Source organism: Streptomyces sp. NPDC031210 (genome assembly GCF_055570395.1).
On the sequence record NZ_JBVIHH010000020.1, the window covers coordinates 22,836 to 45,805 of the forward strand.

General features: G+C 73.1%; 19 protein-coding genes. 15 read left to right on the forward strand and 4 right to left on the reverse strand.

Features of this window, described 5'->3' with window-relative positions:
- Positions 1-54: 54 nt before the first annotated feature.
- Positions 55-753 (forward strand): LysE family translocator, encoded by a 699-nt coding sequence (locus tag ACZ45Z_RS29305; protein WP_468368618.1) that lies wholly within the window; start codon positions 55-57, stop codon positions 751-753.
- Positions 754-899: 146 nt separating this feature from the next.
- Here ACZ45Z_RS29305 and ACZ45Z_RS29310 read toward each other — a convergent pair whose 3' ends face one another.
- Positions 900-2,534, reverse strand: coding sequence for a PucR family transcriptional regulator (locus ACZ45Z_RS29310; protein WP_468368621.1), 1,635 nt, complete (start codon positions 2,532-2,534; stop codon positions 900-902).
- Between the two features lie 138 nt (positions 2,535-2,672).
- On the opposite strand from ACZ45Z_RS29310, the gene ACZ45Z_RS29315 reads away from it, so the two are divergent.
- Entirely contained in the window at positions 2,673-3,443 is a 771-nt protein-coding gene (locus ACZ45Z_RS29315; protein ID WP_468368623.1) for a maleate cis-trans isomerase family protein, read from the forward strand.
- Between the two features lie 49 nt (positions 3,444-3,492).
- Positions 3,493-4,029, forward strand: a complete 537-nt coding sequence (locus ACZ45Z_RS29320) for an SMI1/KNR4 family protein (RefSeq protein WP_468368625.1) — start codon at positions 3,493-3,495, stop codon at positions 4,027-4,029.
- Positions 4,030-4,087: 58 nt separating this feature from the next.
- On the opposite strand, the gene ACZ45Z_RS29325 is transcribed toward ACZ45Z_RS29320, so the two are convergent.
- On the reverse strand, positions 4,088-5,131 hold the full coding sequence (locus ACZ45Z_RS29325; RefSeq protein ID WP_468368627.1) for a LacI family DNA-binding transcriptional regulator: 1,044 nt from the start codon (positions 5,129-5,131) through the stop codon (positions 4,088-4,090).
- A 196-nt stretch (positions 5,132-5,327) separates the two neighbouring features.
- Between ACZ45Z_RS29325 and ACZ45Z_RS29330 the strand changes: the two genes are divergently transcribed.
- Positions 5,328-6,335 (forward strand): glycoside hydrolase family 16 protein, encoded by a 1,008-nt coding sequence (locus ACZ45Z_RS29330; protein ID WP_468368630.1) that lies wholly within the window; start codon positions 5,328-5,330, stop codon positions 6,333-6,335.
- A complete protein-coding gene (locus ACZ45Z_RS29335) occupies positions 6,332-7,537 on the forward strand; it encodes a beta-1,3-glucanase family protein (RefSeq protein WP_468368632.1) in 1,206 nt (401 codons plus the stop codon). Before ACZ45Z_RS29330 ends, ACZ45Z_RS29335 begins: the two co-directional genes overlap by 4 nt.
- A gap of 112 nt (positions 7,538-7,649) precedes the next feature.
- Here ACZ45Z_RS29335 and ACZ45Z_RS29340 read toward each other — a convergent pair whose 3' ends face one another.
- Positions 7,650-9,458, reverse strand: coding sequence for a glycoside hydrolase family 15 protein (locus ACZ45Z_RS29340; RefSeq protein WP_468368635.1), 1,809 nt, complete (start codon positions 9,456-9,458; stop codon positions 7,650-7,652).
- A gap of 426 nt (positions 9,459-9,884) precedes the next feature.
- Between ACZ45Z_RS29340 and ACZ45Z_RS29345 the strand changes: the two genes are divergently transcribed.
- From ACZ45Z_RS29345 to ACZ45Z_RS29390, 10 genes are all read left to right on the forward strand, one after another.
- Positions 9,885-11,567, forward strand: a complete 1,683-nt coding sequence (locus ACZ45Z_RS29345) for a CTP synthase (protein WP_468368637.1) — start codon at positions 9,885-9,887, stop codon at positions 11,565-11,567.
- A gap of 96 nt (positions 11,568-11,663) precedes the next feature.
- On the forward strand, positions 11,664-12,290 hold the full coding sequence (locus ACZ45Z_RS29350) for an NUDIX domain-containing protein (RefSeq protein WP_468368639.1): 627 nt from the start codon (positions 11,664-11,666) through the stop codon (positions 12,288-12,290).
- Positions 12,291-12,462: 172 nt separating this feature from the next.
- Positions 12,463-14,655 (forward strand): tetratricopeptide repeat protein, encoded by a 2,193-nt coding sequence (locus tag ACZ45Z_RS29355; RefSeq protein ID WP_468368642.1) that lies wholly within the window; start codon positions 12,463-12,465, stop codon positions 14,653-14,655.
- A gap of 168 nt (positions 14,656-14,823) precedes the next feature.
- On the forward strand, positions 14,824-15,939 hold the full coding sequence (gene ald / locus ACZ45Z_RS29360; protein WP_468368839.1) for an alanine dehydrogenase: 1,116 nt from the start codon (positions 14,824-14,826) through the stop codon (positions 15,937-15,939).
- Between the two features lie 490 nt (positions 15,940-16,429).
- Complete coding sequence (locus ACZ45Z_RS29365; protein ID WP_468368842.1) at positions 16,430-17,446, forward strand: ParA family protein; 1,017 nt, start codon at positions 16,430-16,432, stop codon at positions 17,444-17,446.
- Positions 17,431-18,072, forward strand: coding sequence for a hypothetical protein (locus tag ACZ45Z_RS29370; RefSeq protein ID WP_468368645.1), 642 nt, complete (start codon positions 17,431-17,433; stop codon positions 18,070-18,072). Before ACZ45Z_RS29365 ends, ACZ45Z_RS29370 begins: the two co-directional genes overlap by 16 nt.
- 155 nt (positions 18,073-18,227) lie before the next feature.
- Positions 18,228-19,391 (forward strand): segregation and condensation protein A, encoded by a 1,164-nt coding sequence (locus ACZ45Z_RS29375; RefSeq protein WP_468368647.1) that lies wholly within the window; start codon positions 18,228-18,230, stop codon positions 19,389-19,391.
- Positions 19,388-20,152: an SMC-Scp complex subunit ScpB gene (gene scpB / locus ACZ45Z_RS29380; RefSeq protein ID WP_468368650.1), complete on the forward strand. Its 765-nt coding sequence runs from the start codon at positions 19,388-19,390 to the stop codon at positions 20,150-20,152. The genes ACZ45Z_RS29375 and scpB overlap by 4 nt, the downstream gene beginning before the upstream one ends.
- Positions 20,152-21,285, forward strand: a complete 1,134-nt coding sequence (locus tag ACZ45Z_RS29385; RefSeq protein WP_468368653.1) for a pseudouridine synthase — start codon at positions 20,152-20,154, stop codon at positions 21,283-21,285. The genes scpB and ACZ45Z_RS29385 overlap by 1 nt, the downstream gene beginning before the upstream one ends.
- 204 nt (positions 21,286-21,489) lie before the next feature.
- Complete coding sequence (locus ACZ45Z_RS29390; RefSeq protein ID WP_468368845.1) at positions 21,490-22,200, forward strand: nucleotidyltransferase domain-containing protein; 711 nt, start codon at positions 21,490-21,492, stop codon at positions 22,198-22,200.
- Here ACZ45Z_RS29390 and ACZ45Z_RS29395 read toward each other — a convergent pair.
- Entirely contained in the window at positions 22,147-22,884 is a 738-nt protein-coding gene (locus ACZ45Z_RS29395; RefSeq protein WP_468368655.1) for a nucleotidyltransferase domain-containing protein, read from the reverse strand. The two genes, ACZ45Z_RS29390 and ACZ45Z_RS29395, sit on opposite strands and share 54 nt — an antisense overlap.
- Between the last annotated feature and the right edge of the window lie 86 nt (positions 22,885-22,970).

Below are 22,970 nucleotides of genomic sequence, written 5' to 3' on the forward strand. Positions count from 1 at the left end.
GCGCGGTCAGCCGATAGGGTTTTCCTCTCGCACGCACCAGGAGGGGAGAGTGCCGTGACGGCTGCGGTGGCGGGCTTCGCGCTGTTCGCCCTCCTGGTGACGATGGCTCCCGGCCCCGACACCCTGCTGGTGCTCCGCAACTGTGTGCGCGGCGGACGGCGTACGGGTGCCGCGACGGCCATCGGGGCGGCGATCGGATCGCTCGCCTGGGCGGTCGCCGCCGCGGTCGGTCTCGCGGCGGCGCTGCAGCGCTGGGACGCGGCGTTCGCGGTCGTCCGGCTGGCCGGCGCCGCCTACCTGGTGGTGCTCGGCGCGCAGGCGCTGTGGACCCAGCGGAGGTCCGCCGCGAAGCCGACGCCGGCCGGGGAAGACACCGGTGACCAGCCGCTCGCCATGGGGGAGATGATGGGGGACACCTCATCGGCCGCTTCGGACCTCACCCCCCTCGCGCCCCTGCGCGCCCTCCGGCAGGGCCTGCTGAGCTGCCTGCTCAACCCCAAGGTCGGGATCTTCTTCGTGGCCGTGGTGCCGCAGTTCCTGCCCGAAGGGCACTCCGTGTTCGGCACCACCCTGCTGCTGGGATGCGTCGACGCGGTGATCGCCGCGGTCTGGCTGCTGCTGGTCGTGGTCTGCGCGGGCGGACTGCTGCGCCGACTGCGGCGCCCCCGGGTGCAGCGCAACCTGGAGCGGGCCACGGGCGGCGTGCTGATCGCGCTCGGGGCGGGGACGGCGGCGGAGACGGTCACGGGCTGACCGGGCGGAGGCGGAGACGTCCGGCCGCGCCGACCGGCGGCCGCGCCGACCGGCGAGCGACCGGACCGGCGACCGACCCGACCGGCGAGCGACCGGACCGGCGACCGACCCGACCGGCGAGCGCCCGCCCACCGGTCAGCGGCCTCCTACGGCTTGTCCGTATGCCGGCGCGCGCGAAGGGCCAGGCGCAGCCCGAGGACCGTCTGCGGGTCGTCCAGGTCCGTGTCCAGGAGCTGGGCGATGCGGGCCAGGCGGTCGTAGAGCGTCTGGCGGTTGACGTTCAGATCGCGGGCCGTTTCCGCCTTGCGGCCCGCGCTGGCCAGATATGCCTCCAGCGTCGGCAGCAGCGGCTGGCGGGCGCCGCGGTCGTGGGCGAGCAGCGGCCCGATGGCACGGTCCACGAAGTCCGTCAGGACGCCCCGCTCGCCGTGTTCGCGCATCCGCCACAGCAGCAGCTCGATGTCCAGGCGGCGGGCGTCGTACCAGGGCCGGTCCGGCAGCCCCTGGGCCGCGGCCGCCGCCTGTGCCGCGTGCCGCAGCCCGGGCCCCGCCGCCGCCCAGTCGCCCGCCGTACCGACGACCACCACCGGGCGGTGCGCCGACGGCCGGTCCAGGCCCGCCCGCACGACGCCCGCACGCAGCGCCGCCGCGACGCGTTCGGCGAGCGCGTCGCGGTCCTGGCCCGCGCGCAGCGCCACGAGCATCGGGACCCGGCCCTCCACCGGCCGTACGCCGAGCAGCGCCGGCGCCCCCAAAGCCGCGAGCTCCTCGCGCAGGGTCTGGGCGAGAAGGGCCCAGCTACCGGGGGAGGGGAGCCCGGCCGGCAGCCGCATGACCACTGGGAACACCGGTTCCGAGCCGGGTCGGAAGCCCAGCAGCCGGGCCTGCCCCGGCGCCTCGGCCGCCGAGATCCGGCCCTCCGCCAGGTCGGCGAGGAAGTCGCCGCGGCCCCGCGCGGCCAGCACCTCTTCCTGGCGGGACTGGAGCATGACGACGGCGAGCAGGTCGGCGGCCCGTTCGGCGGCGATCCGGTGGACCGGCGCCACCGGGGAGTTGACGGGGAGCAGGACCAGGCGCGCGCGGACCGCGTCGGGGCCGGGGCCGCCGCCGGGCACGTCGATGCGTACGCCGGTGGCGCGCAGGCCCTCCCAGGCGAGCAGCGGATCCGCGTCGGCCGGGCCGCCGTCGTCGTCGCCGTCCGGCCCCGCGGCGTACAGCGGGCTGCCGTCGGGAGCCTCCAGACAGAGCGGATTGCCGGTGAAGACGGCCAGCAGCCGCAGCACCTCGGGGGCGCCGCCGCCGCGCAGCAGCACGTCCGTGCAGCGGCGCAGGATCTCGTCGGCCCGCCGCAGCAGCGTGTAGTGGCTGTTGATGATCTCGGTGTGGATCGCTTCGGTGACCGTGACGTACGGGACCTCGCGGTGCAACTGGATCAGTGGCAGGCCGCAGTCGCGTGCGCTGTCGACCATCGCCGAGGGCAGTGATTCGAAACGCGAGCCCAGCTCCACGACGAGAGCGGCGATCTCGCGGTCGGCGAGCTTGCGGATGAAGGCACGCTGCTCGGAAGGCCGGGCGCCCAGCCCCAGACCGGTGGTCAGCAGCAGTTCGCCGCCCTTGAGCAGGGAGGCGATGTGCGGGACCTCGCCGGCGTGCACCCAGCGCACCGCGCGGTCCAGCCGGTCCGCACCCGCCACCACCTCCGGCAGCCCGCGCCGCAGCGCGGGCAGCTCCAGCGCCCGCCGTACCGTGATCTCGGCTTCGATCTTCGCTTCCGGCCCCATGGCGTCGAACGCTACCCGCTGTCCGCTATCCGGAGGAGCACGGTCCGCCTGGCGGAGGCACGCACGGCATGGCGCGCCGCCAGGGCGCCCGCCCGGGGGCAGAGTGAGCCGTCCCGTCGCTGGAGAGGAGCCGGACCGATGTGGCGACCCGACGGCTGGGACGTACGCGTGCGGCTCGGGGTTCTCACCCCGCACGCCGACGTCGGACCCGAGTCGGAACTGCGCGCGATGGCCCCGCCCGACGTGGGCCTGCACGCCGCCCGGGTGCCGTTCGGCGCGATCCGGCAGGGCGGGGTCATGGACCCCACCATCCCGCTCGCCCCCGTACAGGCCTTCGCCGAGCCGCCGTACGTCGACGACGCCGCCGAACAGCTCGCGGCCGCCCCGGTCGCGGCCCTCGCCTTCGCCTTCACCAGCTCCGCGTACGTCATCGGCGCGCCCGGCGAGGCGGCGATGCTGGACCGCCTGGCCACCCGCGCCCACGGCCTGCCCGTGGTCGCCACCTGCGCCGCGACGGTCGACGCCCTCCGCGCCCTGGACGTCACCCGGCTCTGCCTCTTCGCCCCGCCCTGGTTCGACACCACGCTGAGCGACCTGGGCCGGGCCTACTACCAGGACGCCGGTTTCGACGTACGCTTCGCCGCCCCCTGCGCGCTCCCCAGCGGGCAGACCCTGATCCGGCCGGACGCCCTCCACTACTGGGCGGCCGCCCACACCCCCGACGACGCCGAAGCGGTCGTCATCGGCGGCAACGGCTTCCGCGCCGTCGGCGTCATCGACCAGCTCGAATCCACCCTCGGTCGCCCCGTCCTCACCGCGAACCAGACCCTCCTGTGGGCCGCTCTGCGCGCCGCGCACACGCCCGCCACCGACATCACCGGCTACGGGCGGCTCTTCACCGCGCAGTGACCCGGCCGATGTCGGTGGCGATGTCAGTGGCGGTGGATAGCCTGCGCGGATGATCGAGACCAGCGCTGACGACCGCCGCTTTCCGCCCGCCCTGGCCGAGGTGGCCCAGGTCGAGTTCCCCTACGGCGACGAGGACGAGGAGGCGAGCGTCGACTTCGAGCCGTACGACGCCTTCGACTCCGCCGAGGAGACCACCGACTGGCTGCGCCTGTGGACCGGTAACGCCGAGCTCGACGGCGGTGCCTACCGGATCTTCGGGCAGGACGGCGCGGGCGGTCTCGCCGCCATATGGTGCGCGCGGCCGGGACGGCCGCTGGCCGAACAACCTGTGGTCTTCCTGGGCTCGGAGGGGGAGACCGGCCTGGTCGCCGGGGACCTGTCCGGCTTCCTGTGGGTGCTGGCCGACGGCTTCGGCCCTCGGGAAGCCGCTTTCCACCCCAACCGCGAGGCGCGCCCGGACGCGGCCCTGACCGAGATCGCCGAGCGGCACGCGACCACCCCGCGGCGGCCCGCCCGGGACATCGTCAACGAGGCCCGGGCGGAGTTCGCGACCTTCACCGAGGACCTGGAGGCGCTCTGCCGCTGAGGTGCTCGGGCCGGCCGCGGCTGAGGTGCTCGGGCCGGCGGCTGGGGCCGCCGCGGCCTCAGCCCGACTCCCGCACCACCAGCTCCGCGCCCGTGATCACCGGGGCCAGGTCGTCCGCGTCCGCGCCGCCCGGGCCCAGTTGGCGCAGCAGCAGCCGGGCCATCAAACGGCCCATCTCCTCCACCTCCTGACGGACGGTGGTCAGGGGCGGGTCGGCCCAGGCCGCCGGCTCCAGGTCGTCGTAGCCGACCACGGCCACGTCGTCCGGGACGCGCCGTCCGCGGGCCCGCAGGGTGCGCAGCGCGCCGCCGGCCATCAGGTCGGAGCAGGCGAAGACGGCGTCCAGGTCCGGTGCGGCGTCCAGCAGTTCGGCCATCGCGCGCTCGCCGCCGCTCGCGGTGAAGGCGCCGTCCGCGATCAGCCGCGGGTCCGGTTCGGCCGTGCCCAGGGCATCGCGGTAGCCGTCGAGCCGGTCCAGGGCGGAGGTCTGGTCGAGCGGGCCGGTGATGACGGCGATCCGGCGGCGGCCGCGGCCGAGGAGATGGCGTACGGCCTGGCGGGCGCCGTCGCGGTTGTCGGTGTCGACGTAGAGCGGCCGGGGCTCGCGGTCGGCCCCGGCCCAGCCGGGCCGGCCGCCGTAGACGGTGGGCAGCCCGGCGCGCTCCGCCATACCGGGCAGCGGGTCGTCCCGGTGCAGGGAGAACATCAGCGCGCCGTCGACATGGCCGCCCGACAGATAGCGGCCGATACGGGCGTAGTCGTCGCGGTGCTGGACGAACAGCAGCAGCAACTGGGTGTCGGCGGCGGACAGTTCACGGCTGATGCCGCGCAACTGGCGGCCGAAGAACGGGTCGGAGAAGACCCGCGTCTCGGGTTCGGCGATGACCACGGCGACCGCGCCCGTGCGGCGGGTGACCAGTGAGCGGGCCGCGCTGTTGGGCACGTAACCCAGCTCCGCCACCGCCTTCTTGACCCTCGCCTGGACCACGGCCCGTACGCCCGCACCGCCGTTGACCACGCGGGAGACCGTCGCGCGGGAGACTCCGGCGCGCGCCGCGACCGCCTCCAGCGTCGGTCGCGGGCCGTTCGCTTCAGACACCATCCAACTCCTTTTTCCGCGCGGTGACTTGACGGCGTGCCGTCGAGTCGGCAGGGTTCCCGGACAATGAGGTGAGAGCGCTCTCACGAGAGAGGTGCCCCCAAGGCGACCCGTTACGCCCCGGCCTTCACCTCCACGCCCACTTCCCCCACTCTCCCCGCTCTCCCCACTCCCCCCACCGTGTCGAGGAGATGATGTCATGACCATGATCGCGACAGCGGATCGAAAGGCGGGCGGGCGCTCTCGCCCGAGAGCGGTGCTCTACGCAGCGAGCGCCGCACTCGTCACCCTCTGCGCCCTCACCGGCCCGACGGCATCGGCCGGGCAAGCCGCCCCGGCCGCCCCCTCCGCCCCGGCCGCCGCCCCCGCCTCCGCCGCCTTCCGCGAAGTCTGGCGCACGGACTTCGACGGTGCCGCCGGATCGCGTCCCTCCGCCGACGACTGGATCATCGACACCGGCACCGCCTACCCCGGCGGCCCGGCCAACTGGGGCACCGGCGAGCGCCAGACCTACACCGACCGCCCCGAGAACCTCCAGCTCGACGGCGCGGGCCACCTCAAGATCACAGCCCGCAAGGACGGTGCCACCTGGACCTCGGCCCGGATCGAGTCCCGGCGCACCGACTTCGCGGCCCCCGCCGGCGGCAAGCTCCGGATCGAGGCGAGCATCCGCATGCCCGAGGTCTCCGGTGACGGCGCCCTCGGCTACTGGCCCGCGTTCTGGACCCTCGGCGCCGACTACCGCGGCACCTACTGGAACTGGCCGGGCATCGGCGAGTTCGACATCATGGAGAACGTCAACGGCGTCAACAAGGTCTGGGGCGTGCTGCACTGCGGCGTGAACCCCGGCGGACCGTGCGCCGAGACCCAGGGCAAGGGCGCCTCCCGGCCCTGCCCGGACACCGCCTGCCAGGCCGGCTTCCACACCTACGCCCTGGAGTTGGACCGCGGTGACGCCGCCTCGGAATCGCTGAACTGGTACGTCGACGGCCGGCGGTTCCACACCGTCACCTCCACCGAGATGGACGCCGCGACCTGGGCGAACGCCACCCACCACGGCCACTTCCTGCTGCTGAACCTGGCGATGGGCGGGGCGTTCCCGGACGGCGCCGCCGGCTTCCCCACCCCCACCGACGCCACCCGGCCCGGCGGCTCCCTCGTCGTCGACCATGTCACCGTCTCCGTCGCGCAGGGAGCCACCCCGTGATCACTCGTCGCCGCGTGCTCGGCGGCCTCGCCGCCACCGCCGCCACCACCTCCGCGTTCGTCCTCACCGGGCGGGCCACCGGCGCCACCGCCCCGACGGGCCGGGCCGCCGCCGGGATGCCGCTGCACCTCGTCAACCACTCCGGCGCGTACGCCAACACGTCGATATGGATCTATATCGTCGGCAACGACGGGACCCGGCAGGTCCGGGTCACCCCGGACGGCGAGCTGAGGCCCGTCGCCCTGGCCGACAACGGCGCGGACGGCTTCACCGACTACGCCATACCCCTCGCCGCGAGCGGCACCACCACCCTCCGCCTGCCGCGCATGTCCGGGCGGATCTACACCGCGCTCGGCGGCAAGCTGAAGTTCAAGGCCGTCGAGGACGGCAACGGCAAGGCGGCGCTGGCCTATCCGGCGGGCTGGGTCGCCACCGACCCCAATTACGGCGTCGTGCACGACTGCGTCGAGTTCACCCACAACTCCGGCGGCATGTACTGCAACACCACCATGGTCGACATGTTCAGCGTGCCGCTCGCCCTCCGGCTCACCGGAGCCGAGGACCAGACCACCGGCACCCTGAAGGACGGCGCCCGCGCCCAGGTCTTCGCCGACGTCCGGGCCGCCGAGGGGTTCGGCGGCCTGGTCATCGATGACACCCGCGTCATCGCCCCCGGTCACGGCCTCGACAGCGGGCTCTTCGCCAAGGACTACCTCGCGCCGGCCATCGACGAGGCATGGTCGGTCTACGAGGCGAAGGACCTGACCGTCACCACCGCCGCGGGCACCTTCACCGGCCGGGTCAGCGACGGCGAACTGTCCTTCACCGTCCCCCCGGGCCTCAAGGGCCGGAGCGGGGCCGCCGCCGGTGGCACGGTCTCCTTCACCAAGCCCACCACCCGCGACGTGCTCTTCTGCGACGGCGCCCTCGCCGCCCCCAACGACGGCACGCTCGGCCCGGTCGCCGCCATCCTGGGCGCCGCGCTCAACCGCTCCACGCTCGCCTCGGCCGCCGCCCAGCCCACCACCGACCCGGCCGCCTTCTACCGGCAGCGGCTCACCCACCACTACGCCAGGGCCATGCACGCCGCGACCGTTGACGGCAAGGCGTACGGCTTCGCCTTCGACGACGTGGCCGGTTTCGCCTCGTACATCGAGGACGGCGCCCCGAAGGAGATCACCCTGACACTGACCCCGTTCTGACCCGCGCCCGCACCCGCACCCGCCCTCGAACGGAAACGGGGCCGGGCCGGGAGGCATCCTCCCCACCCGGCCCCACGCCGACCCGCGCGGCGCTCCACCGACCCGCGCGGCCCTACCCCCCGTAAGCCCCGCTGGCCGTCAGCCGCAGTGCCGTGTCGATCAGCGGGACGTGGCTGAACGCCTGGGGGAAGTTGCCCACCTGCCGCTTGAGCTTGGGGTCCCACTCCTCCGCCAGCAGACCGAGGTCGTTGCGCAGCGACAGCAGCTTCTCGAAGAGTTTGCGGGCCTCTTCGACGCGGCCGATCATCGCCAGGTCGTCGGCGAGCCAGAACGAGCAGGCCAGGAAGGCGCCCTCGTCACCTTCGAGGCCGTCCACGCCCAGTCCTTCGCCGGAGGTCGGGTAGCGCATGACGAAGCCGTCCTCGGTGCCCAGCTCCCGCTGGATCGCCTCGATCGTGCCGATGACGCGCTTGTCGTCCGGCGGCAGGAAGCCCATCTGCGGGATCAGCAGCAGCGAGGCGTCCAGTTCCTGCGAGCCGTAGGACTGCGTGAAGGTGTTGCGTTCCTTGTCGTAGCCCTTCTCGCACACGTCGCGGTGGATCGTCTCGCGCAGGTCCCGCCACCGCTCCAGCGGGCCGTCCACGTCGCCGGACTCGATGAGCTTGACCGTGCGGTCCACCGCCACCCAGGTCATGACCTTGGAGTGCACGAAGTGCCGGCGCGGACCGCGGACCTCCCAGATGCCCTCGTCCGGCTCGTCCCAGTGCTTCTCCACCCAGCGGATCAGCTTGAGCTGGAGTACGGAGGCGTAGTCGTTGCGGGCCAGGCCCGTCATGTGCGCCAGGTGCAGCGCCTCGGTGACCTCGCCGTACACGTCGAGCTGGAGCTGTCCCGCGGCGCCGTTGCCGACCCGTACCGGCCGGGAATTCTCGTAGCCGGGCAGCCAGTTCAGCTCGTTCTCGCCCAGTTCCCGCTCGCCGGCGATGCCGTACATGATCTGGAGGTTCTCCGGATCGCCGGCCACCGCCCGCAGCAGCCACTCCCGCCACGCCCGCGCTTCCTCGCGGTAGCCGGTGCGCAGCAGGGAGGACAGGGTGATCGCGGCGTCGCGCAGCCAGGTGAAGCGGTAGTCCCAGTTGCGGACGCCGCCCAGGCACTCGGGCAGCGAGGTCGTCGGCGCGGCCACGATCCCGCCGGTCGGCGCGTACGTCAGCGCCTTGAGCGTGATCAGCGAGCGGACCACCGCATCGCGGTAGGGGCCGTGGTAGGTGCAGTGCTCGACCCACTCCCGCCAGAAGTCCTCGGTGGCCTCCAACGACCCCTCCGGGTCCGCCAGCGCCGGGGGCTGGTGGTGCGAGGGCTGCCAACTGATCGTGAACGCGATCCGGTCGCCCGGCCCGACCGTGAAGTCGGAGTACGTCGTCAGGTCCTTGCCGTAGGTCTCCACGGAGGTGTCCAGCCACACCGAATCGGGGCCCGCGACCGCGACGGTGCGGGTGTCGACCTTGTGGACCCACGGCACCACCCAGCCGTAGGAGAACCGCATCCGCAGCGCCGACGACATCTGCACCCGGCCGCTGACGCCCTCCACGATGCGGATGAGCTGCGGCGCGCCGTCACGCGGCGGCATGAAGTCGATGACCCGGACCGTGCCGCGCGGGGTGTCCCATTCCGATTCCAGTACGAGCGAATCGCCTCGGTAGCGACGGCGGTCGGCGGGCAGCGGCCGGCCCTCGGGGCCGTGCGAGGGCCCCATCCGCCAGAATCCGTGCTCCTCGGTGCCCAGCAGTCCGGCGAAGACCGCCGGCGAGTCGAAGCGGGGCAGGCACAGCCAGTCGACCGTGCCGTCCCGGCACACTAGAGCGGCGGTTTGCATATCGCCGATGAGTGCGTAGTCCTCGATGCGCCCGGCCACGTGCATCTCCCGTCGAACTGGAGTGACGCCCCCCATGGGACGTGTGAAGTATCCGTCCTGCCCATGAAACGTCGCCGAGCAGCGGGACCGGAAATCGGGCTGGGGGCACCGCCCAGCGGTAGCTGGGGGAGGGTGGTGCCTTCCCGGACGGCTCGTCGCGAGTGTCCGAGCAGGATACGACGCATGAGAGTGATCTGCGGGACGCTCACGTCGAGTGGGGTCCTCCGAACGGGTGGCCTGGGTCACGTCGAAGGCCGGACGCGTGGCCGGGAGCGACCATGCCCGGTCGCTGATAGCCTGGTACCCCGTGGACCGGTGGGACCCAGCAACACTCACGGCACCCCCGAACCGCAGCGGCGGCACCCCTGAAATCCCAGGTTGGCGCCGATCCGCACCTCTCCACCTCGCGACCACGGGAGCCCCCTCTTGGCCATGCCGCCCTCTGCTTCTCGAATGAACGCAGCCACGACGACCAAGCACCTCTTCGTCACCGGGGGCGTCGCCTCCTCGCTCGGCAAGGGGCTCACCGCCTCCAGCCTGGGTGCGCTGCTCAAGGCGCGCGGCCTCCGGGTCACCATGCAAAAGCTCGACCCGTACCTGAACGTCGACCCCGGAACGATGAACCCGTTCCAGCACGGTGAGGTCTTCGTCACCAACGACGGCGCCGAGACCGACCTGGACATCGGCCACTACGAGCGTTTCCTGGACGTCGACCTCGACGGCTCCGCGAACGTCACCACCGGCCAGGTCTACAACACCGTGATCGCCAAGGAGCGGCGCGGCGAGTACCTCGGTGACACCGTGCAGGTCATCCCGCACATCACCAACGAGATCAAGCACCGCATCCGGCGCATGGCGACCGACGACGTCGATGTCGTCATCACCGAGGTCGGCGGCACGGTCGGCGACATCGAGTCGCTGCCGTTCCTGGAGACCGTCCGCCAGGTCCGCCACGAGGTCGGCCGCGACAACGTCTTCGTCGTGCACATCTCGCTGCTTCCCTACATCGGCCCGTCCGGTGAGCTGAAGACCAAGCCCACCCAGCACTCCGTCGCGGCGCTGCGCAACATCGGCATCCAGCCCGACGCGATCGTGCTGCGCGCCGACCGCGAGGTCCCCACCGCCATCAAGCGGAAGATCTCCCTGATGTGCGACGTCGACGAGGCCGCGGTCATCGCGTGCCCCGACGCGCCGTCCATCTACGACATCCCGAAGGTCGTGCACGCCGAGGGCCTGGACGCCTACGTCGTGCGCAAGCTGGACCTGCCGTTCCGCGATGTCGACTGGACGCAGTGGGCCGACCTGCTCGACCGGGTCCACAACCCCGACCACGAGGTCAAGATCGCGCTGGTCGGCAAGTACATCGACCTGCCGGACGCCTACCTCTCGGTCACCGAGGCGCTGCGCGCCGGCGGCTTCGCCAACCGTGCCCGAGTCAAGGTCAAGTGGGTCACCTCCGACGACTGCAAGGGCGCCGGCGCCGCCGAGCAGCTCGCGGACTGCGACGCCGTCTGCATCCCCGGCGGCTTCGGCGACCGCGGCGTGGACGGCAAGGTCGGCGCGATCACCTACGCCCGCGAGAACAAGCTGCCGCTGCTGGGCCTGTGCCTGGGCCTGCAGTGCGTGGTCATCGAGGCGGCCCGCAACCTCGCCGGCATCCCGGGCGCGAACTCCACCGAGTTCGACCCGGCCGCGGCCGACCCGGTCATCTCCACGATGGCCGAGCAGATGGACATCGTCGCGGGTGAGGGCGACATGGGCGGCACCATGCGGCTGGGCATGTACCCGGCCAAGCTCGCCGAGGGCTCCATCGTCCGCGAGGTCTACGGCGACCAGCCCTACGTCGAGGAGCGGCACCGCCACCGCTACGAGGTCAACAACGCCTACCGCGGCGAGCTGGAGAAGCAGGCCGGCCTGCTGTTCTCCGGCACCTCCCCGGACAACAAGCTCGTGGAGTACGTCGAGTACCCGCGCGAGGTGCACCCCTACCTCGTCGCCACCCAGGCGCACCCCGAGCTGCGGTCCCGCCCGACCCGCCCGCACCCGCTCTTCGCCGGCCTGGTGAAGGCGGCCGTGCAGCGGCAGGCGGCCCTGCGCGAGGGCACCGTCAAGTAGCGCGCACCGCGCCGGTTACGGTTGCCGGGGTACGGGCCTTCCCGCAGGTCCGTGCCCCGGTTTCCGCGTTGGTAGAGGCACAGCAGGAGGACGCGCATGGCGATCAAGGACACCCCCGAGGAGTGGACGGTCACCGCGACCACGACGCCGTTCACCGGCAACAAGACCAGTGTGCGCACCGACGAGGTCGTCATGCCGGACGGCGCCACCGTCACCCGTGACTACCAGGTGCACCCCGGCTCGGTGGCCGTCGTCGCCCTGGACGACGAGGGCCGGGTGCTGGTCCTGCGCCAGTACCGTCACCCCGTACGCCACAAGCTGTGGGAGATCCCCGCCGGGCTGCTCGACATCCCTGGCGAGAACCCGCTGCGCGCCGCGCAGCGCGAGCTGTACGAGGAGGCGCACGTCAAGGCCGAGGACTGGCGGGTGCTGGCGGACGTCTTCACCACCCCGGGCGGCTGCGACGAGGCCGTGCGGATCTTCCTCGCCCGGGACCTGTCCGAGGCCGAGGGGGAGCGGTTCGAGGTCGCCGAGGAAGAGGCCGACATGGAGCTGGCGCGGGTGCCGCGGGCCGAACTGGTCCGCGGGGTGCTCGCCGGCGAGCTGCACAACACCTGCCTCGCCGTGGGCGTCCTCGCGCTCACCGCGGCGGAGACCGGCGACGGGCTGGAGGCGCTGCGGCCCGCCGAGGCGCCCTGGCCGGCCCGCCCCTTCGTCGCCTGACCGCTCCCCGCCGCCGTCCGCCCGGCACATCGGTCGGATGATCTTCTGAACCGATCGAGTGACGCAACCGCCCTGCTCGGCACGGGTCATGACGGGCCGTGAACTACGCTCGGTCGCGTGCCCGTCCGCGTTCGCGGCGGGCTGTACGGGCAGGTGAACGGGAGCGTGGCCGGTGACGGATCAGGCGGTGGGCGGGGGGTGCCTCCCGCCGGGGCCGGCGGGGCGGCCGGTGGCGGCGGCGCGCGACCGGCGGGCGTCACCAGCCCGCCCCGACCCGGCCCCCGCCCGCCCGCCCGGTCCCCGCGCCCCCATCCCGGCCGCGCCTCCCGCCGCCCCCGAGCCGCCGCCCGTCCGCTTCGCCGGCCGCCGCCGCGAGCTGAAGGCCCTGCGCGCCGACATCGAACGCACCGGCCTCGACACCCTCTCCGGCCGCAAGGGCCCCCGCAGCCGGGTCCTGCTGATCGCCGGCCGTCCCGGCTCCGGCCGCACCGCCCTGGCCGAGGAACTCCTGCGCGAACTGGCCGGCGACTACCCCGACGGCGTGCTGCGGGCCGCCCTGAGCGGCCCGGACGGCGCCCCGGCCGCCACCGACCGCGTCGCCCGGGAGCTCCTGAGGGCTCTGAACATCCAGGCCCCGCCGGGCTCGGCCGCCGACGAGCTGGCCGAGAGCCTGCGCGGCGCGCTCGCCACCCGCCGCGCGCTGCTCTTCCTCGACGACGCCCCGGGCGCCGAGCAGGTCGAACCCCTGCTCCCGGACGCCCCGGACTGCCTGGTGGTGGTCGTCTCCCAGGGGCCGCTGACCGGCATCCCCGATGTCCGGCCGTGCACCCTCGGCGGGCTGGACAGCGCGGCCTGTGTCGAGATCCTCGGCCGCTACGCCGGCGCGACCCGGATCACCGTCGATCCGCGCACCGCGGAGTCCGTCGCGGAGGAGTGCGGCGGCCAGCCCGCCGCACTGGTGCTGGCCGGCGGCTGGCTCGCGGCGCGCCCCAAGGCGTCGGTCTCCGACCTGTGCAACGAGCTGCGCGCCGTACCGCTGCCGGCGGACCTGTCCACGGCCGGCCGGCCGCTGTACCGCGCCTTCCGGCTCGTGTACGGCACGCTGGGGCCGGTCGCCGCCCGGATACTGCGGCTGCTCACCCTGGCCCCCGCCGGCCTGGTGGACGCGCACATCGCCTCCGCGCTGGCCGGCTGCTCGGTGGCCGCCGCGACGACCACCCTGGAGGACTTCGCCGCGCTCGGCCTGCTGCGGCCGGTCCCCGACGACGGCGGGGGTGACGGGCCCGCCCCTGGCACCCGCCCCCGGGCGTCCGTACCGCCGGACACCGCGCCGCGTCCGCGCTACCGCCTGCCCGGCTGCCTGCACGCGCCGGCGCGGGCGCTGCTCGCCGCACACGAGCGGCCCGCCGACGTCGAGCTGGCCCGCGCGCGCATGCTGGAGCGGACCGTCCGGCTGCTCCAGTCCTGCCGGGCGATGGCCGAGCCGGCCGATTCCCCCGCGCGGCTCAAGGTCGCCGGGCGGCCGCGCTCGCTGCGCTTCGCCTCCCCCGCGGCCGCCGCCGGCTGGCTGCGCAGCCGCCGGGCCGCCCTGCTCGACGCCGCGCGGATGGCCGTCGCGGACGGTGAACTCGACACCCTAGACCGGCGGTTGATGGCCACGCTGACCCGGACGCTGCTCGCGCATCTGGGCCCGGAGGCGGCCGCACCCGACCTCTACGCGCTGCACCAACTGGTCCTGGAGGTCGCCGAGCGGCGCGGTCTGCCGCACGAGAAGGCGGCCGCCCTGCTCAATCTGGCGGACCTGGACGGGCAGGCCGGGCGGAGCGCGGACGCGCTCACCCGCTACCGGGGCGCGCTGGAGGCGGCCCGCTCGGTGAAGGACCCGGTGGCCACCGGCCGGGCGCTGGAGTCGCTGGGCGGCACGTACACCGAGCTGGGCGACTGGCAGCGGGCGGCGGACTGGTACGGGCGGGCCCTGGAGCTGCGGCTGGCCCGGGGGGAGAGCGCCGACGCGGCGCGGCTGCACGGCCGGATCGGCGGCGTGCACTCCTGCGCGGGCCGCTGGGGCGAGGCGCTCAAGGAGTGGCGGGCGGCCGTGCGGACGTACCGCAGGATCGGCGAGGCGGCCGGCCAGGCGCGGGCGATGGGCGAGGTGGCGCGCGTCCACGAGTACGCGGGACGGCCCGAGGAGGCGTTGCGCACCTGTCTGGAAGCCCTCGAAATCGCCCGTGGCGCGAGCGACGTACGGCTCGAAGCGGCGCTGCAGCTACGGATCGCGGACACCCTCCAGCGGCTCGGCGACCCAGCAGCGGCACGGCTCCACCGGGCCGTGGGGGAGCGACTGCTCGAAGATCACCCGCAGTAGCCTACGAAATCGGTAGTGATCCTCGCGAGAACTAAAGCTTTACAAGGCTAGACAAGAATCGATCCTTCAATAGACTGGGTGGGCCGCGTTCGGCGCGGTCAGTTCCGTCATGCATCGCATGAGGGGATAATTCCTCCTGCACCCTCTCTTTCAAGGACCGTGATCGACGTGAAGGTCGGCATCCCCCGCGAGGTCAAGAACAACGAGTTCCGCGTGGCCATCACGCCCGCCGGAGTGCACGAGCTCGTCCGCCAGGGCCACCAGGTCTTCGTCGAGAAGGACGCCGGCCTCGGCTCGTCCATCACGAACGAGGAGTACGTCTCCGCCGGCGCCACCATCCTCGGCACCGCCGATGAGGTCTGGGGCACCGCCGACCTGCTGCTGAAGGTCAAGGAGCCGATCGCGGAGGAGTACCACCGCCTCCGCAAGGACCAGACGCTCTTCACCTACCTGCACCTCGCGGCCTCCCGCGAGTGCACGGACGCGCTGCTGGAGTCCGGCACCACCGCCATCGCCTACGAGACCGTCGAGACGGCCGGCCGGCAGTTGCCGCTGCTCGCCCCGATGTCCGAGGTCGCGGGCCGGATCGCGCCCCAGGTCGGCGCCTACCACCTCATGCGCCAGGCCGGCGGCCGCGGTGTGCTGCCCGGCGGCGTCCCCGGCGTCGCCGCGGGCAAGGCCGTCGTCATCGGCGGTGGCGTCTCCGGCTGGAACGCCGTGCAGATCGCCGTGGGCCTCGGCTTCCACGTCACGCTGCTCGACAAGGACATCAACAAGCTCCGCGAGGCCGACAAGATCTTCGGCACCAAGGTGCAGACGATCGTCTCCAACGCCTTCGAGCTGGAGAAGGCCGTCGTCGAGGCCGACCTCGTCGTCGGTGCCGTCCTCATCCCCGGCGCCAAGGCCCCCAAGCTGGTCACCAACGAGCTCGTCGCCAAGATGAAGCCCGGAAGTGTCCTTGTCGACATCGCGATCGACCAGGGCGGCTGCTTCGAGGACTCGCGTCCCACCACCCACGCCGAGCCGACCTTCGAGGTCCACAACTCGGTCTTCTACTGCGTCGCCAACATGCCCGGCGCGGTCCCGAACACCTCCACCCACGCGCTCACCAACGCCACGCTGCCCTACATCGTGGAGCTGGCCAACCGCGGCTGGGTCGAGGCGCTGCGCCGTGACCCGGCGCTGGCCAAGGGCCTCAACACCCACGACGGCAAGGTCGTTTACGGCCCGGTCGCCGAGGCGCACGGCCTGGAGAGCGTCGAACTGCGCACCCTCCTGGGCTGAGCTCGTCAACTCCACGCGTCAACGACGCACCACCGGCCGGGCCTTGTCGACAAAGGCCCGGCCGGTCGCATGTGCGACACGCCGCGCGCCCGGCGTCGGAGAGCCGGCTCTCAACTCGCCGTGAACGTAACCCTTTAACCGATTCGCGCACCCCCGAAACATCGGTCAGATGCCGCCCGCGCCCTTGACATTGAGGGGTTCGGTTACTGACACATCGTGCCGGGTCCGGTGGATTGTGTTGCTGCGGACGCCCGACACGCCATAGAGTCGCCAACCGTCGGCATGGTGCCACGCTGACCTATCGATAAGTTTCCTGGCCACATCCAAGGAGGTAAGACGACTTGTGAATGAGTCGACATTTTCTCCCGGAGGTGGTCGACCAGGAGCGGTCGCACGGGGCCAGGGTCCCTCGGGGCTCAAGGCTGTCGGCTCCGTCGCGGTCCACACCTTCGCAGCCCACCAGAGCATGACCACGACAGCCCACCACAGCATGGACGGCCATCACGTGAACGCCATGGCCGGCGACCGGGGCAGTGGAGAACCCGCCCGTCTCGCCGACTACGACGACCTGCCCCAGGGGCACTTCTACGACCCGGACGCGGAGTACGAACCGGACCCGGAGTACGCGGCCACGCTCGCGCCGGACGCCGCGCGCCAGCGCCGCGAACGCGTCGGCCCGACCGGGCGCCCGCTCCCGTACTTCCCCATCCCCGGACCGTTGGCGGAGCACGGCCCCGCCAAAATCATCGCGATGTGCAACCAGAAGGGCGGGGTCGGCAAGACCACCTCGACCATCAACCTGGGCGCCGCACTCGCCGAATACGGACGACGGGTCCTGCTCGTCGACTTCGACCCCCAGGGTGCCCTGTCGGTCGGACTCGGCGTCAACCCGATGGAACTCGACCTGACGGTCTACAACCTGCTCATGGAGCGGGGCATGGCGGCCGACGAGGTCCTCCTCAAGACCGCCGTCCCGAACATGGACCTGCTGCCCAGCAATATCGATTTGTCAGCGGCAGAGGTGCAGTTGGTCAGCGAGGTCGCGCGCGAGTCGACTCTTCAGCGGGCGCTCAAGCCTCTGCTGGCCGACTACGACTACATCGTCATCGACTGCCAGCCCTCGCTCGGTCTGCTCACCGTCAACGCCCTGACGGCGGCTCATAAGGTCATCGTCCCGCTGGAGTGCGAGTTCTTCGCGCTGCGCGGTGTGGCGCTGCTCACCGAGACGATCGAGAAGGTCCAGGAGCGGCTCAACCCCGAGCTGGAGCTCGACGGCATCCTGGCGACGATGTACGACTCCCGCACCGTGCACAGCCGCGAGGTCCTCGCGCGGGTCGTGGAAGCCTTCGACGAGCACGTCTACCACACCGTCATCGGCCGTACGGTCCGCTTCCCCGAGACCACCGTCGCGGGCGAGCCGATCACCACGTACGCCTCCAACTCCGTCGGTGCCGCCGCCTACCGCCAGCTCGCCAGGGAGGTGCTCGCCCGGTGTCACGCCGAGTGAGTCTGCCGGGAGCCGACGAACTGTTCCGCACCACCGGGGGGACGGGCCTGCAGCCCTCGTCCCCCCGCCGCACGGCGAACGGCTCCGCGGCCGGGGGCGAGGCGCCCCGCGTGCCGGCTCCGGGCGGCGAGCCCGACCCGGTCGCGGACGCGTCCGGGGGACCCGCACGGGCCCGGCGGCCGGAGACCGGCGTGGCCGGTGACGGCGGAGCGGGCGCGGCACGTACGACGGCCCCGGCCGAGCACGGCGGGCGCGAGAGCGACCCGGAGGGACCCGGCGGCAGCCGGCTCCAGATGAGCCAGGGCGGCCGGACGGACCGCGGCGGCGCGGTCGACCAGGACGCCGCCGCCGCGGCCGCCCAGGCCGGCGGCCAGCGCCGGCGCGGCGGCGGGCGCGGCGCCAACCGCCGCCCCAGCGGCCGGGAACGCCACGACGAGAAGATCACCGTCTATGTCTCCGCCGAGGAGCTCATGGACCTCGAACACGCGCGCCTGGTGCTGCGCGGCGAACACGGTCTCGCGGTGGACCGCGGCCGGATCGTCCGCGAGGCGGTGGCCGTCGTCCTCGCCGACCTGGAGTCGCGCGGCGACGCCAGCATCCTGGTGCGGCGGCTGCGCGGGCGCTAGAACGCCCGGCCCGGTCACTGGGTGCGGCGTCCCCGCTACGGGGAAGGTGACGGGATAGCCTGCGTCCTCGGTCGGGCCGCCCTGGAGGAGCCGGGGGCGCCCGCCCGTGACCAGCCCGTCGCCCCGGCACGGGGACCGCAGCACCATGGACCGCGATGCCGACGACCCACGACGACGCACCCCCTCCCCGCCCCCGCCGTACCCTCGGGCGCGGCCCGGGCGCGGGAGCGGCGGAGGCTGCCGCGGAGGCGCCGCCGGAGACCACGGGGGCGGCGGAGCCGGTGCCCGCCGAGCCGGTGCGGGCGGAGCCGATGCGAGCCGAGCCGACACAGGCCGAGCCGGTGCACGCGGACGTACCGGCGGATCCCGGGCCCGAGGCACCCGCCGACGTGGCCGACCGGTCCGACGACGGCGGGAGCGGCCCTCCCGAGCCCTCGGAGCCCTCCGAGTCCGCCGCGCCCTCCGCGCCCGGTGACGGCCGGTTCACCGTCCGGCTGGACAACTTCGAGGGCCCCTTCGACCTCCTCCTCCAGTTGATCTCCAAGCACAAGATGGATGTGACCGAGGTCGCGCTGTCGCAGGTGACGGACGAGTTCATGGCGCACATCCGCGCCATGGGGCCGGACTGGGACCTGGACCAGACCACCGAGTTCCTGGTCGTCGCGGCGACGCTGCTGGACCTCAAGGCGGCCCGGCTGCTGCCCGCCGCCGAGGTCGAGGACGAGGCGGACCTCGCGCTGCTGGAGGCCCGTGACCTGCTCTTCGCACGGCTGCTCCAGTACCGCGCGTACAAGAAGATCGCGGACATCTTCAACGGCCGCCTCGCGGACGAGGCGCGGCGCTACCCCCGGACGGTCGGCCTGGAGCCGCAGCTCGCGGAGCTGCTGCCCGAGGTCGTCATCAGCATCGGGGCGGAGGGCTTCGCGAAGCTGGCGGTCAAGGCGATGCAGCCCAAGCCCCGGCCGCGGGTCTACGTCGACCACATCCACGCGCCGCTGGTCAGCGTGCGCGAACAGGCCGAGGTGGTGATGGCGTGGCTGCGGGAGGCGGGCGAGGCCGGATTCCAGGAGCTGATCGCGGACGCGCCGGACACCCTCACCGTCGTGGCGCGCTTCCTGGCCCTGCTGGAGCTCTACCGGGAGCGGGTGGTCGCCCTGGACCAGGAGGAGGCCCTGGGGGCCCTGACGGTCCGCTGGACGGGCTCGCAGGGGGCGGAGCCGGTGGTGACGGACGAGTTCGACCAGGAACCGGGCGCGCTGGCCGCGAAGGCCGGGCCGGCGGACGAGGCGGATGAGCCGCAGGAGGAGGAGCGGACATGAGCGGCGGTGACGGAACGCGTGCGGACGGCGCGGTCGAGGGAAGCGAGGAGGCGCACGGCGGCGGCGAGGCGTACGACGGCGGCGAGACGTACGACGTCACGGAGAGCGGGGCAGGTGCGGACCCGGGGGAGCGGCCCCCGCCGCCCGCCGGGGCCCTGGCCGTCGCCGAGCTGGAGCTGAAGCCCGCCCTGGAGGCCGTCCTCATGGTCGTCGACGAACCGGCGACCGAGGAACACCTGGCCAGGGTGTTGCAGCGGCCCCGCCGGGCGGTGGCGCTGGCACTGCGCGAGCTGTCCGACGACTACACGCGCCAGGGGCGCGGTTTCGACCTGCGGCTGGTGGCCGGCGGCTGGCGGTTCTACTCCCGCGCGCGGTACGCGGACGCGGTGGAGAGCTTCGTTCTGGACGGCCAGCACGCCCGGCTCACACAGGCCGCATTGGAGACTCTGGCCGTGGTCGCGTACCGTCAGCCGGTCAGCCGTTCCCGTGTTTCGGCCGTACGCGGCGTCAACTGTGACGGCGTGATGCGCACGCTCCTCCAAAGAGGTCTGGTGGAGGAGGCGGGGACGGAACCTGAAACAGGTGCGATCCTGTACAGGACGACGAACTACTTTCTGGAGCGGATGGGCCTGCGCGGCCTGGACGAGCTCCCGGAGCTCGCACCGTTCCTCCCGGAGGCGGACGCGGTCGAGGGCGACTCCCCGGAAGGTATCCCGTCGTTCGACGTAGACGACAGCGGCGACTCTCAGACGGATCATTGATGCGAAGCAGCGGCAGGAACAGCGGAAACCGGAACAACACGGGCGGCGGCGGCGACCGCCGGCGCTCGGGTGCGGGGGGCCGCGACGACCAGCAGAAGCGCGCGGGCCGGCCCCGGCCCGAGGAGCGCCGCTACGACGTGGGCGGATCCGGCGGTCAGGGCGGCGCCCCCGGCCGCGACGACGAGCGCAAGGGCGCGCCGAAGGGCGGCGGCCGGGGCGCGGCGGCGCGTGGCGGCGCCAAGGGCGGCCCGCGTACGGGCGCCAAGTCCACCGCCGGCGGCAAGGGCGGCGGGCAGCGCGCTCGTGGCCAGGCGCCCTCGCGGCCCCGCGAGCTGGACGCCAAGATCGAGGAGCGCAACCGCGCCCGCCACGACAAGCCGCAGATCAAGACCCCCAAGACGTTCGGGGACCAGGAGGGCGAGCGCCTGCAGAAGGTGCTGGCCAGGGCCGGCATGGGTTCGCGGCGGGCCTGCGAGGAGCTGATCGACCAGGCGCGCGTCGAGGTCAACGGCCAGATCGTCATGGAGCAGGGCCTGCGGGTCGACCCGGAGAAGGACGAGATCAAGGTCGACGGCCTGACGGTCGCCACCCAGTCGTACCTCTTCTTCGCGCTGAACAAGCCCGCCGGCGTCGTCTCCACGATGGAGGACCCCGACGGCCGCCAGTGCCTGGGCGACTACGTCAACAACCGCGAGACGCGGCTGTTCCACGTCGGCCGGCTGGACACCGAGACCGAGGGCATCATCCTGCTCACCAACCACGGCGAGCTGGCCCACCGTCTGACGCACCCGCGCTACGGCGTCAAGAAGACCTACCTCGCCGCCATCCAGGGCCCCCTCCCGCGCGACCTGGGCAAGCAGCTCAAGGACGGCATCCAGCTCGAGGACGGCTACGCCCGCGCCGACCACTTCCGGGTCGTGGAGAACACCGGCAAGAACTATCTCGTCGAGGTGACCCTCCACGAGGGCCGCAAGCACATCGTGCGCCGGATGCTCGCCGAGGCCGGCTTCCCCGTCGACCGGCTGGTGCGCGTGAGCTTCGGCCCGATCGCCCTGGGCGACCAGAAGTCCGGCTGGCTGCGCCGGATGACCAACACCGAGGTCGGCATGCTGATGCGCGAGGTCGAGCTGTAGGACGCGCGGCGGGGCCGCCACGGCCTTGCGGTTGTTCCCACCACCCCTTATCGTCACTATGACGACTAAGGGGTGGTGTGCGTAATGGGGGAGCGCCGGATGGACGAGGACCCGAAAGCCGCCGGACGGGACGCCGTCCTGCGCGCGGCCGGACTGCCCGCCGTCGACCTCGGAGCGGTGGTCGCCGAAGAGGACCACCCGCTGATGTTCGTCACCGTCTCCGGGGCGCATCTGTACGGCTTCCCCTCCCGCGACTCCGACGTCGATCTGCGCGGCGCACACCTGCTGCCCGCCGCCGACCTCGTCGGACTGCGCGAGCCGCGGGAGACCGCCTCGTGGATGGCGGTCCGCGACGGCGTCGAGATGGACCTGGTCTCCCACGACCTGCGCAAATTCGCCCGCCTGCTGCTGCGCCGCAACGGCTACGTCCTGGAGCAGCTCCTCTCCCCCCTGGTCGTGCACACCACCCCCGTGCACGAGGAGCTGACCGCGCTCGCGCCCGGCCTGCTCACCGCGCACCACGCCCACCACTACCGCGGCTTCGCCGCGACCCAGTGGCGGCTCTTCGACAGGACCGGCGAGCTGAAACCGCTGCTGTACACGCTGCGGGTGCTGCTCACCGGCATCCACCTCATGGCCGGCGGCACCGTGCAGCCGCATCTGCCCACCCTGGCGGACGAGTTGGACGTACCCGCCTACGTGCCGGAGCTGATCGCGGCCAAGGCGGAAGCCGAACACGGCCCGGCCGACGGAATCGTGGACACCGCACGCCTGCGCACCGACATCGAGGCGCTGCACGCCCGGCTGGACGCCGCGCAGGCCGCCACCCGGCTGCCGGACGCCCCCGGCGGCCACGACGCGCTACACGACCTGCTGGTGCGGGCCCGGCTCCACGGCCCCGCCGCCGAGCGCTGAGGCGCGCCGGGCGCGGAAGAGGAAGTCCTCCACCCGCGCCCGGTCCGGCTCGGCGGGCAGCGGCGAACGCGACACCGCGGCCGCCGCCTCCTCCGAGAGCGCCGCCATCCGCCGCTCCACCTCCGGCCAGGCCACCTCCCCGCGCCGGACCGCCAGCAGCGCCTCCCGGTCCTCGCCGACATCCAGCGTGAGCACGCCCGTACGCAGCAGATCGCGGGCGGAGGCCAGCAGCCGCAGCAGATGCGTCGCGTGCTTCCAGCGGGGCGCGCCGTACGTGCGCACGTCCGCGTGCAGCTTCTTGAGCTGCCCGGCGGCGTAACCGGCGAAGGTGCCGTGGACCTGCCGGGAGAGGAAGGCGCCCCGCAGGGCGAGCAGCTCCCGGCCGGTGGCGTCGACGCGCTCCACGAGCGGCGAGTGCAGACACTCCAGGACGTTCGGATTGGCGCGCAGCGCCAGCTCGCAGAACCGCTCCAGCTCCCAGGAGAACTCCTCCTCGCGCGGGCCCTCCACATGGGACGGCGGCTTGCCGAAGCGCCAGAAGAGCGCGGTGGGCGCGAGATACACCCCGCGGCGGTCGGTGTCGCTGGACGCGGTGGCCAGCCCGAAGGCCCGCGAACCCATCACGCAGGAGTAGACGGTGTGCTCGGTGACCAGGGCATGACCTGCGGCTTCGGCGGTGGGCATGCCGGCGATTGTGGCCCGTGCGATCGGCGGCTGTCACGCCGATTCCCGCGCCCCGGCGGACCGCGGCGAGACGGCCGCGGAGCGCG

What these genes read in the sequence shown, in the direction of transcription:
- ACZ45Z_RS29350 (WP_468368639.1), top strand. Translation starts at nt 11,664, where the DNA reads ATGGCGATCAAGGACACCCCCGAGGAGTGGACGGTCACCGCGACCACG.
- ACZ45Z_RS29365 (WP_468368842.1), top strand. Translation starts at nt 16,430, where the DNA reads ATGGACGGCCATCACGTGAACGCCATGGCCGGCGACCGGGGCAGTGGA.
- ACZ45Z_RS29315 (WP_468368623.1), top strand. Translation starts at nt 2,673, where the DNA reads ATGTGGCGACCCGACGGCTGGGACGTACGCGTGCGGCTCGGGGTTCTC.
- ACZ45Z_RS29320 (WP_468368625.1), top strand. Translation starts at nt 3,493, where the DNA reads ATGATCGAGACCAGCGCTGACGACCGCCGCTTTCCGCCCGCCCTGGCC.
- ACZ45Z_RS29330 (WP_468368630.1), top strand. Translation starts at nt 5,328, where the DNA reads ATGACCATGATCGCGACAGCGGATCGAAAGGCGGGCGGGCGCTCTCGC.
- ACZ45Z_RS29385 (WP_468368653.1), top strand. Translation starts at nt 20,152, where the DNA reads ATGCGAAGCAGCGGCAGGAACAGCGGAAACCGGAACAACACGGGCGGC.
- ACZ45Z_RS29390 (WP_468368845.1), top strand. Translation starts at nt 21,490, where the DNA reads ATGTTCGTCACCGTCTCCGGGGCGCATCTGTACGGCTTCCCCTCCCGC.
- ACZ45Z_RS29345 (WP_468368637.1), top strand. Translation starts at nt 9,885, where the DNA reads ATGCCGCCCTCTGCTTCTCGAATGAACGCAGCCACGACGACCAAGCAC.
- ACZ45Z_RS29395 (WP_468368655.1), bottom strand. Translation starts at nt 22,884, where the DNA reads ATGCCCACCGCCGAAGCCGCAGGTCATGCCCTGGTCACCGAGCACACC.
- ACZ45Z_RS29325 (WP_468368627.1), bottom strand. Translation starts at nt 5,131, where the DNA reads ATGGTGTCTGAAGCGAACGGCCCGCGACCGACGCTGGAGGCGGTCGCG.
- ACZ45Z_RS29310 (WP_468368621.1), bottom strand. Translation starts at nt 2,534, where the DNA reads ATGGGGCCGGAAGCGAAGATCGAAGCCGAGATCACGGTACGGCGGGCG.
- ACZ45Z_RS29375 (WP_468368647.1), top strand. Translation starts at nt 18,228, where the DNA reads ATGCCGACGACCCACGACGACGCACCCCCTCCCCGCCCCCGCCGTACC.
- scpB (WP_468368650.1), top strand. Translation starts at nt 19,388, where the DNA reads ATGAGCGGCGGTGACGGAACGCGTGCGGACGGCGCGGTCGAGGGAAGC.
- ACZ45Z_RS29340 (WP_468368635.1), bottom strand. Translation starts at nt 9,458, where the DNA reads ATGCACGTGGCCGGGCGCATCGAGGACTACGCACTCATCGGCGATATG.